The sequence below is a fragment of the Enterococcus devriesei genome (genome assembly GCF_001885905.1).
Lineage (GTDB): Bacteria > Bacillota > Bacilli > Lactobacillales > Enterococcaceae > Enterococcus_A > Enterococcus_A devriesei.
On sequence record NZ_JXKM01000001.1, the window covers coordinates 400260 to 410681 of the forward strand.

The window sequence follows — 10422 nt, forward strand, 5'->3', positions numbered from 1 at the left end:
GGTGGCAGTATGTTAGTATCCTTCGGGCTGATCATTAAATACGTTTTAACGTTTTTGATCGCGTTGATCTTAACCCCGATCTTTAAAATTATTTCAGTCCAGACTGGACTAGTGGATAATCCCAATGCCCGCCGAATGAATCAAGTGCCAATGCCTAGTGCTGGCGGCTTGCCTATTTTTATCACCTTCGCGATTTCTTCCCTTGTTTTATTTCGCGGTGTGATTCCTTTTGGCTACATCAGCAAAATTTTACTCGGTGGACTGGTGATCGTGATCACAGGATTATTAGATGACAAATTTGAGCTAACGCCACGACAAAAAAGTTTGGGGATTTTAATTGCTGCACTTATTATTTATTATTTTGCTGGAATCCGCTTTGACTTTTTTACGGCGCCTCTACTTGGCCGAATCAATCTTGAATGGTTGAGTTTGCCTGTGACAGTGTTTTGGATTTTCGGGATTACGAATGCGGTGAATTTAATCGATGGTCTCGATGGGCTGGCCTCTGGTGTTTCTATCATTGGGCTGACGACGATCGGAGTGATCGGTTATTTCTTCTTGCATTCTTCGCAAGTCTTTATTTCGTTAGCAATTTTTTGTTTAGTTGCAAGTATTTTAGGGTTCTTTCCATATAATTTCCATCCTGCCAAGATTTATCTGGGGGATACAGGGGCTTTGTTTTTAGGCTTTATGATCGCAGTCTTAACGCTGCAAGGGTTGAAAAATGTTACTTTTATCTCATTGATCACACCTTTGATCATTCTAGGAGTGCCGGTAACGGATACCTTTTTTGCAATGGTCAGAAGAAAAGCCAAGAATATGCCAATCTCTGTTGCGGATAAACAGCACTTGCATCATCGTCTGTTAAACTTAGGTTTTACCCATCGTGGTGCAGTTTTGACCATTTATGGAATTGCAATCTTATTCTCCTTTGTAGCGCTACTATTGAACTATACTAGCCGGCTTGGAACGATCGTGTTGATTGCGGCAATGGTCTTCGCCTTTGCCTTTTTGCTAGAGCTGATTGGTTTAATCAGTGAAAAATATAGTTTTATTACTAAGAGCTTCCGCTTTTTCGGAAACAAAGAATACCGTAGCCAAGTGTTGCACAAATATTTCAAGAAATGAGTGTTGACGTCCTTTATGAGTAATGAAAAGAATGATGTGACTGTCAGCATCGTGACCCATAATAGCGATAAGATTTTTATGAGCTTGGATGCCTTGATCACGACAATTGGTGATGCTTCAGCGATCCAAATTAAAATTTTTGATAATGCTTCTGAAGCAGATTATCGAGAACGCTTAGAAAAATATCTAGCCTATTCTTTTGTGACGATCACCTTTTATCCAGAAAATAAAGGCTTTGGCTTCGGCCACAATGCCAATCTGTTAGCTGCCGAAGGTTATGGAATTATTTTTAACCCAGATATTATTTTGTCTGAGAATCATTTAAACAAAATGGTTGCTCATCTAGCCCAGCATACAGACTGTGGCTTATTGGCACCGAAAATCTTAAATCAAGACGGGACGACCCAATATTTGATTCGTAACCATTTAGACGTCTTTGATTATATATTGCGGTTTATTCCCTTTAAGTTTGTCAAAAAGAGCTTTCAAAAACGATTAGCGACCTTTGAATGCCGTGATTTGCCAAATGATCAGGATAGCTATGTGCGGATGATCTCCGGCAGCTTCATGGTGGTTGATCTAGCGAAGTTCAATCAGATCAAAGGCTTTGATGAGCGCTATTTTATGTATTTTGAGGACAATGATCTATGTCGTAAAATGGAAGCGGCAGGCTATAAGGCTCTGTACAGCCCACAATTTTCCGTCGTTCATTTGTACGAACGAGGAGCGGTTAAGAGCCGCAAATTATTTTTTATCTTTTTACAGTCCATGGGAAAATATTTTCAAAAATGGGGCTGGGAATTTTTCTAAATCGGGAGGTAGGGTATGCACAAGCAGTCCGCAATGCGGGTTTCCGTTTGTATGGCGACATACAATGGACGCCACTTTATTGAAGAACAACTGAACAGCATATTCCCACAGCTTTCTACTAATGATGAGTTGATTATTTCCGACGACCATTCAACTGATGGGACGTGGGAATTTTTATTAGATTTGCAAAAAAGCGATACTAGAATTAAGCTTTTTCAAAACCAAGGACAGGGCTTGATCGGTAATTTTGCCAACGCTATTCAGCAAAGTAGCAACCCGATTATTTTTTTAAGTGATCAAGATGATGTTTGGCAGCTGGATAAAGTTGAAAAGACCTTGCCGCTTTTTGAAAATTCAACAACCCAAGTGGTCGTTTCCGACTTGATCATTGTAGACAACGATTTTGAAGTGCTGGTGCCGTCTTATCAAGCGATGCGTAAAACGCACTCCGGCTTTTGGCATAATCTTTTAAAGAGCAGCTACATTGGAGCGGGTATGGCCTTTCGTTCAGACTTAAAAACGACGATTTTACCGATTCCACCGGATGTGCCGATGCATGATATGTGGATCGGCTTGTTGGCGGATTATCATCATGGTGTGGTTTTTATCCCAGATCAATTAGTCTATTACCGCCGTCATGGCCTGAATGCTTCAGAGATTAAAACGACCGCCTCACGAATTCAACAATTTAAATGGCGCTGGAATGCGTTGCAGTTGGTGAGAAAAAGAATAAAAGAAATCAAAAAAAAATAGCAAAAGGATTCTTCTGTTACTGAACATCAGGTATAATGTGTTCGTGTGCATCTGAAAGGATGCTTTTGTATAAAGCAAGCTATTACATTTTCAACAAGGAGCGTAACTATGAAAGGAATTATTTTAGCTGGGGGCAGTGGCACTCGTTTGTACCCATTAACCAAAGCAACGTCGAAACAATTAATGCCAGTCTATGACAAACCGATGATCTATTACCCAATGTCAACCTTAATGTTAGCGGGAATCAATGAAATCTTGATCATCTCAACACCACAAGACACACCGAGATTTGAAAATCTATTTGGTGATGGTCATGAATTAGGTATCCACATCGAATACGCGGTTCAAGCAAGCCCTGATGGATTGGCGCAAGCCTTTATCATTGGTGAAGAATTTATCGGTGACGATAGCGTCTGCTTAGTTTTAGGCGATAATATTTATTATGGCGACGGTTTATCACGGATGCTGCAACGGGCGGCTAAGAAAACCGAAGGCGCGACTGTCTTTGGCTATCACGTCAACGACCCAGAACGTTTCGGCGTTGTAGAATTTGACGAAGAGATGCGGGCTGTTTCCATTGAAGAAAAACCCGAACAACCAAAATCACATTACGCTGTAACAGGTTTGTATTTCTATGACAATGAAGTTGTAGAGATTGCGAAAAATATTCAACCTTCTGAACGTGGGGAATTAGAGATCACCGACGTTAACAAAGAATATTTGAAACGCAATAAATTATCTGTTGAAGTCATGAGTCGTGGCTTTGCTTGGTTAGATACCGGCACCCATGAATCATTATTAGAAGCATCGACCTTTATCTCGACAATCGAAAAACGTCAAAACTTGAAAGTCGCTTGTTTAGAAGAAATTTCTTATCGGATGGGCTATATTACTAAAGAACAATTAGTTGAATTGGCGCAACCGTTGAAGAAAAATCAATACGGACAATACTTATTACGTTTAGCAGAAGAGGATTAGAATGGGAAAAATTAAAGTAACAGAAACCAAGCTTAAAGATGTAAAAATTATCGAACCCGCTGTATTTGGTGATCATCGTGGCTTCTTCACGGAAAGCTTTTCAGTAGAAGATTTTAAAGCAGCCGGCATTGATTTTGATTTTATTCAGGACAATCATTCACTTTCGACGCAACCAGGTGTACTTCGGGGCTTACATTTTCAAAAAGGCCAATCAGCCCAAACAAAATTGATTAGAGTAGTCACAGGCGCCGTACTTGATGTGATCGTGGATATTCGAAAAGGCAGCCCAACTTATGGTGAGTGGGAAGGCTATATCTTGTCAGAACACAATCATCGTCAATTACTTGTTCCTCGTGGTTATGCTCATGGTTTTGTGACCTTGACACCGGATGTGAACTTCATGTATAAATGCGACAATTATTATGACGCGGCAGCCGATGGAGGCATCTCATTTGCCGATCCAGATTTAGCGATTGATTGGCCGATTGACATTGAAAAAGCCATTACTTCAGAAAAAGACGCGAAACAACCAACCTTGAAAGAATTTGAAGCTGAAAATCCTTTCGTATATGGTGAGATTTAAGGAGAGAATTAGATGAAAAATATTATCGTAACTGGCGGGGCAGGCTTTATCGGGTCAAACTTCGTTCATTATGTTGTCAATAATCATCCAGAGATCCATGTGACAGTCTTAGACAAATTAACTTACGCTGGCAACAAAGAAAATCTTGCTGGATTACCTGAAGATCGAGTGGAATTAGTCGTCGGAGATATCGCTGATCCAGAGTTAGTCGAGCGTTTAGTCCAAAAGACGGATGCAGTTGTACACTACGCAGCAGAATCTCATAATGATAATTCATTGAAAGATCCATTCCCATTTGTGCAAACTAATATTATTGGAACCTATACATTGATTGAAGCGTGTCGTAAAAACAACGTCCGCTACCACCATGTATCGACCGATGAAGTTTATGGTGATCTTCCGCTACGAGAAGATTTGCCTGGACATGGCGAAGGTGAGGGTGAAAAATTCACAGCCGAAACACCTTATAACCCTTCAAGTCCCTATTCATCAACAAAGGCTGGTTCAGATTTGTTAGTCAAGGCGTGGGTCCGTTCATTCGGCTTACAAGCAACGATCTCAAACTGCTCCAACAATTACGGACCATATCAACATATCGAAAAATTTATTCCTCGCCAAATCACGAATATTCTAAGTGGTATTCGACCAAAACTTTATGGCGATGGCAAAAATGTACGTGACTGGATCCATACGAATGATCATTCTTCTGCCGTTTGGGCAATTTTGACTAAAGGCAGAATCGGCGAAACCTATTTAATCGGAGCCGATGGCGAAGAAGACAATAAGACCGTAATGGAGATCATCTTAGAAGAGATGGGCCAACCAAAAGACGCATACGATCACGTGAAGGATCGTGCCGGACACGATCTGCGTTACGCTATCGATTCAACCAAGCTTCGTGAAGAACTAGGCTGGACCCCAGAGTTCACCAACTTTCGCGCAGGTATGAAAGATACGATCAAATGGTATAGCGAACACGAAGATTGGTGGCGTGCAGAAAAAGAAGCAGTTGAAACCAATTACGCCAAAAACGGCCAATAATCCAAACTAAATCAGGCAGGTCTAACCTGCCTTTTTTGCCAGTTTTTCTTCGCGCTTTAGCGGGATTAGAAAAATGGTATGCGAAATGAGAATCAATCGAACTTTTTCGCCTTTTGAAAAAGTTCATTCTTATAAAGGAATGAGCTGTCAGTTTTGCTTCGCGCTTTAGCAGGATTAGAAAAATGGTATGCGAAATGAGAATCAATTGAACTTTTTCGCTTTTTGAAAAAGTTCATTCTTAAAAGGAATAAGCTGCCAGTTTTGCTTCATATCTACCGTCACTAGAAAAATAATACGCGAACTGAAGCTGAAAATAGGTTCATTTATTAGCGCAAGGATACAAACTTTATATAGAAGTAAGGAGTAGATTTAGATGATCTTAATTACAGGTGGTCACGGACAATTAGGTACAGAGCTGCGTCATTTGCTGGATGAAAAGAAAATCGAGTATGTTTCAACCGATGCGGATGAGTTAGATATTACCGACAAAGAAGGTACATATAAATTCATCACCGATATGAAGCCAGAAATCATTTATCATTGTGCAGCCTACACCGCCGTTGACAAAGCGGAGGATGAAGGCAAAGCGTTAGATGAAAAAATCAATGTCGATGGCACACGAAATGTGGCTGAAGCAGCCAAAGCAGCAGGTTCAACATTGATTTATATCAGTACGGACTATGTCTTTGACGGGACAAAAAAAGAGGGTATGTATCAGGTCGATGACGCTACCAACCCGCTAAGTGAGTATGGCCGGACCAAGCTTTTAGGCGAAAAAGCCGTACAAGAAATTATGGAGGATTATTATATCATCCGTACTTCCTGGGTCTTTGGTATTTATGGGCATAACTTCATTTATACCATGCAAAATTTGGCGAAGACGCACGATCGTTTAACCGTTGTGAATGATCAATTTGGTCGTCCAACTTGGACACGGACATTGGCAGAATTCATGACGTATGTGATCGAAGAAAAAGCACCATTCGGCGTTTATCATTTGTCCAATGAAAATAGTTGTTCTTGGTATGAGTTTGCCAAAGAAATTTTGAAAGATACAGATGTAGAGGTAGCGCCAGTAACTTCGGCAGAATATCCGCAAAAAGCTACTCGTCCTCAATATTCAATCATGGACTTAGAAAAAGCCAAAGCGCTAGGCTTTGAAATCCCAACCTGGCAAGAAGCTTTAGCAAGCTTTCTTGAACTAGAAGCGAAACAATAAGAAAGCTCGAGGTGAGAAGTATGTTTAAAATGGTCGTGGTACTTTACAATATAACATTCTCTGAATCGTCAACGATTATAAGCTTGAATAAACTTCTTGCCTCAGAAGCTTTTCCTGAGATACGAGAAGTTTTAATTTTTGACAATAGTCAAAAAGCAAGTGAGCCACAAGGTTTAGACCAACGCTTCGCGTATTATCACAGCAAAGAAAATGTTGGCTTGGCCAGAGCGTATAATCGAGCGCTGGAAGAAAGTAAGGAAGAGATAGCTTGGCTGGTTACCTTAGACCAAGATACCACGCTGACTGGTGACTATTTAAACGAACTAATCTCTTGCTCCGCCAAAGTTTCCGACTCGACCGTAGCGATTGCACCGATCATAAAAGATCAGGACCAGCAGATTTCACCGGTTCGCAGTGATACTCTGCGGCCGTTACATAGTGCATTACCTCAAGGCAACCAAACATATTCCAGTGATATTATGGTGATTAATTCAGCAACTGCTTTGCGTACCGGCTTCTTAAAAAAAATCGGCGGCTACAATTTAGAATTCTCACTGGACTATTTGGATCATTGGCTAAGCTGGCGGATTTTTGCAGAAGGAAAAGAGGTAAGGGTTTTAAAAGTAGAACTTCAGCATCAGCTATCAGTGCTTAATTATGCAGAACACATGAATTTTTTTCGCTATCAGACAATCTTGCAAGCAGAAAAATGTTATTATTCTTTATATGCAACAAATTTATTTTTCAAATATCGTCAGCAATTATTCCTTCGCGGGGCGAAACAATTAGTGACTGGAAAATTTAGATATGCACAACGCACATTTATTTTTTTATTTTTGGGAGGAAAAGATGGAAAGCAGAGCACAAAAGAGAACGGCTGATGATTACCAAAAAAATGAAAAAAAGAATCCGCTCCTTTATATTTTGGATGTAATAATAAAATTACGATTCGTACTTGCTGTTATTGCACTATTTCTAATAATCTTTTTTCGTTTGAATGGTAGCTCTATTACAAATTGGAATGGACAGCTACACGACCAAGATCATGGAAAAAAGAATACTGTACTGTTAGGAAAGAGTCGAATTATCAGAAGTGATGAATGGATGGTTCAAACACCATTTTATGGGTCGCAGACAGAAAAAGGGTTTCCTGTTCATAATGATTCCTTTTCTCCTAATGGTCAGAACATGATCATTGCTTATAATGCTCCAGTGAAAGACTTGACTGTTATCGGTAAACCATTTAATTGGGGATTTCTTTTTTTGAATAGGGATCAAGGATTTTCCTGGTATTGGGGATTTAAGCTCATCAGTATGATTTTACTTGCCTTTGAATTAATCATGATTTTAACGAAGAAAAATAAATATCTTGCTTTTGTTGGCGCTATTGCCATTTCTTTTTCATCAGGCGTTCAGTGGTGGTTTATGCAACATTTGGGAGATTTAGTTTTTTATTCATTAGGATTGATGGTCTTCTTCTATCAGTATTTTAAACATCAGGATTCAGTTCTGCTGAAATTTTTGAATGCTTTATCGTGTGCAATATTGGGTATCGGTTTCATCCTAGTTTTGTATCCAGCGCATCAAGTAACTTTTGGCTATTTACTATTGTTCTTCTGGCTCGCGACATTGATTCATTTCAAGGGTAGATCCCGTATGAATCGGTCCGACATTTTAATTATCGGCAGTGCAGTCGTCCTAGTAATAGTTTGTTTAGGCCATTTCTATTTAATATCTAAAGATGATTTGGCGACTACTTTAGGGACGCTATATCCAGGAAAACGGGTCAGTACGGGTGGTCATTTCGAGTTTGAGCAATTATTTTATTACTTCACGAACTGGAAACTTCCCTTTAAAGATAGTGATAGTTTGTTGAATATGAACGAATTAAGCTCATTTTACAATATTTTTCCGTTGGTCTTAGTGCTAAGTCCCTTCCTGTTAGGCAAGCAATCGAATAAGCGTGAGTGGCTTAAAGAAAATGCTATAGGTGTTAGCTTAATGCTGTTTTGTTTGATGATGTTGGCTTGGTTATTTATTGGTCTGCCGGTTCCCTTAGCCAAAATATCATTACTATCTTACGTTCCTAATTATCGTGCTGTACAGGTATTTAGTTACGCTGCAATGCTTCTTTCCTTTTGGTTCATTGGTCTTGTTTGGAGAAGTAGAAATCTTATTCCAATAGTAATCAAGATTACAGTTCCTGCGTTACTTTCAATTTTCTATTATATAATCATCAGAAATACTGAGTTAGTCAAATACCTAAGCAATACTGAAATTTTCTTGTCAGTTGCCGGTTTGCTACTTTTAATGTTACTAGCTCTGTTCAGGCAGAAGCTACTATTTAGTTTAGGTCTACTTGTATTGATTGGTTATACAGGTTTTACGGTCAATCCAATTAATCAAGGGACAAGTGCCTTATATGGTAAGGCTTTAGCGACTGAAATTAGAAAAATAGAAAAAAAAGATCCCAATCAACTTTGGGTATCTGAAGATAGTTTGTATAACTTTACTCCCGCGCTAGGTGTGAAAAGTTTCAATACAGTAATGTTTACTCCCGACATCAAAACTTGGAAAGAAATTTTTCCAGATGGGAAGGAAGAGGAAATTTATAATCGATACGCTCATGTAAAAGCCAAAGTAACGGGAGAACCTACGAGTCTTAAATTAGTGACTGCAGATAGCTTTGTAGCAAGTCTCAATCCTAAAATGTTGGAAAAACTTGGCGTGAAATATATTATTAGCCGAAGAGACCTATCAGTTTATAATATTGATAATATTTCCTTTACAATCGTAAGTGATCGATCTCCTGACAATTACAGTATATTCCAAGTACATTATAATTATTATGTAGATCCTAAATCGATCCCTCCAATCGATAATTCTCAAACGTACACTCAGGAGGGCTTTGATAGTAACCAAAATTATATTCCAAATTATGATGGATATAATCAACCAACTTATTAATTCTAAAGAGATTTGTAAGAAGCAAGGAGAAGCCAAGAGTTTTTGGTGCTTTCTTGCTTTTTTATTTTAGTTTATGTAAAATTGGAATGTTGATTTACGTATTGCAGAATAACATAATAGAAGGGTTTATATAATTATGAGAAGTTTACTATCTTTTACAAGAGAAATAATTCAAAATCGAAAATTAGTTTTTCAGTTTTCAATTAACGATTTTAAAGCACGTTATGCTGGCTCCTTTTTCGGAGTACTTTGGGCGTTTGTTAACCCACTTGTTACCGTGTTAACGTATTGGTTTGTTTTTGGCTTTGGATTGAAAGCAGGCTTGACGGATGGAAAATATCCATTTATTGTCTTTCTAATTACAGGGATGGTTCCTTGGTTTTTCTTTTCAGATACGATTATGACTTCAACCAATGTTTTTAGGGAATACTCTTATTTAGTCAAGAAGGTGGTATTTAATATTCGCATTTTACCAACTACTAAGGTATTAGCGAACTTATATACACACTTATTTTTTATTTTGATTACATTAATTGTATCAGCAGCTAATGGATTTTTTCCAACTGCTCACACGTTGCAACTATTTTATTATATTTTCTGTCTGTGTGCATTTCTTACTGGGCTGACTTGGATTACTTCTTCAGTGCAACCATTCTTTCCAGACGTCATGCAAATAATTAATATCTTTTTACAAACAGTTATGTGGACGCTGCCGATATTGTGGAGTCCCAGCGCTTTTTCACCTAGAATTGTTTCGGTGTTAAAATTGAATCCTTTATTTTATGTAGTTCAAGGATACCGCGAATCATTTCTAAGTGAGGGCTGGTTTTTTGAACATTGGAAAATGAGTATCTACTTTTGGGTATTTACTTTAGGAATGCTTTTAGTTGGAGCGATGATATTTAAACGTTTGAGACCACATTTCTCAGATGTACTATAAGGA

10 protein-coding genes are annotated in these 10422 nt (G+C 38.7%); all 10 read left to right on the forward strand.

The annotated features are described in order from the left end of the window. Positions 1–9: 9 nt before the first annotated feature. The 10 genes from RV00_RS01835 (at position 10) to RV00_RS01880 (ending at position 10419) form a co-directional block, all read left to right on the forward strand. Positions 10–1128 carry a glycosyltransferase family 4 protein gene (locus tag RV00_RS01835; protein WP_071860894.1) on the forward strand — a complete coding sequence of 373 codons (1119 nt, stop codon included), beginning with the start codon at positions 10–12 and terminating at the stop codon, positions 1126–1128. A gap of 15 nt (positions 1129–1143) precedes the next feature. Next, the gene (locus RV00_RS01840) at positions 1144–1938 is read left to right on the forward strand and encodes a glycosyltransferase family protein (RefSeq protein ID WP_071860895.1); all 795 of its coding nucleotides are present in this window, start codon (positions 1144–1146) and stop codon (positions 1936–1938) included. Between the two features lie 15 nt (positions 1939–1953). Next, on the forward strand, positions 1954–2691 hold the full coding sequence (locus RV00_RS01845; RefSeq protein WP_071860896.1) for a glycosyltransferase: 738 nt from the start codon (positions 1954–1956) through the stop codon (positions 2689–2691). Positions 2692–2799: 108 nt separating this feature from the next. Then, positions 2800–3669, forward strand: coding sequence for a glucose-1-phosphate thymidylyltransferase RfbA (gene rfbA / locus RV00_RS01850; protein ID WP_071860897.1), 870 nt, complete (start codon positions 2800–2802; stop codon positions 3667–3669). A 10-nt stretch (positions 3670–3679) separates the two neighbouring features. Further along, entirely contained in the window at positions 3680–4252 is a 573-nt protein-coding gene (gene rfbC, locus RV00_RS01855; RefSeq protein ID WP_211272361.1) for a dTDP-4-dehydrorhamnose 3,5-epimerase, read from the forward strand. Positions 4253–4264: 12 nt separating this feature from the next. Continuing rightward, positions 4265–5293, forward strand: a complete 1029-nt coding sequence (gene rfbB, locus RV00_RS01860; RefSeq protein WP_071860899.1) for a dTDP-glucose 4,6-dehydratase — start codon at positions 4265–4267, stop codon at positions 5291–5293. Between the two features lie 373 nt (positions 5294–5666). Further along, the gene (rfbD, locus tag RV00_RS01865; RefSeq protein WP_071860900.1) at positions 5667–6512 is read left to right on the forward strand and encodes a dTDP-4-dehydrorhamnose reductase; all 846 of its coding nucleotides are present in this window, start codon (positions 5667–5669) and stop codon (positions 6510–6512) included. A gap of 20 nt (positions 6513–6532) precedes the next feature. Continuing rightward, entirely contained in the window at positions 6533–7393 is an 861-nt protein-coding gene (locus RV00_RS01870) for a glycosyltransferase (protein ID WP_071860901.1), read from the forward strand. Beyond that, on the forward strand, positions 7362–9479 hold the full coding sequence (locus RV00_RS01875) for a DUF7657 domain-containing protein (RefSeq protein ID WP_071860902.1): 2118 nt from the start codon (positions 7362–7364) through the stop codon (positions 9477–9479). Before RV00_RS01870 ends, RV00_RS01875 begins: the two co-directional genes overlap by 32 nt. A 133-nt stretch (positions 9480–9612) precedes the next feature. Then, entirely contained in the window at positions 9613–10419 is an 807-nt protein-coding gene (locus RV00_RS01880) for an ABC transporter permease (RefSeq protein WP_071860903.1), read from the forward strand. The last annotated feature ends 3 nt before the right edge of the window (positions 10420–10422 follow it).

Coding starts and splice junctions, on each gene's coding strand:
- rfbB (WP_071860899.1), top strand. CDS start 4,265: ATGAAAAATATTATCGTAACTGGCGGGGCAGGCTTTATCGGGTCAAAC.
- rfbA (WP_071860897.1), top strand. CDS start 2,800: ATGAAAGGAATTATTTTAGCTGGGGGCAGTGGCACTCGTTTGTACCCA.
- rfbD (WP_071860900.1), top strand. CDS start 5,667: ATGATCTTAATTACAGGTGGTCACGGACAATTAGGTACAGAGCTGCGT.
- RV00_RS01875 (WP_071860902.1), top strand. CDS start 7,362: ATGGAAAGCAGAGCACAAAAGAGAACGGCTGATGATTACCAAAAAAAT.
- RV00_RS01840 (WP_071860895.1), top strand. CDS start 1,144: ATGAGTAATGAAAAGAATGATGTGACTGTCAGCATCGTGACCCATAAT.
- RV00_RS01870 (WP_071860901.1), top strand. CDS start 6,533: ATGTTTAAAATGGTCGTGGTACTTTACAATATAACATTCTCTGAATCG.
- RV00_RS01845 (WP_071860896.1), top strand. CDS start 1,954: ATGCACAAGCAGTCCGCAATGCGGGTTTCCGTTTGTATGGCGACATAC.
- RV00_RS01835 (WP_071860894.1), top strand. CDS start 10: ATGTTAGTATCCTTCGGGCTGATCATTAAATACGTTTTAACGTTTTTG.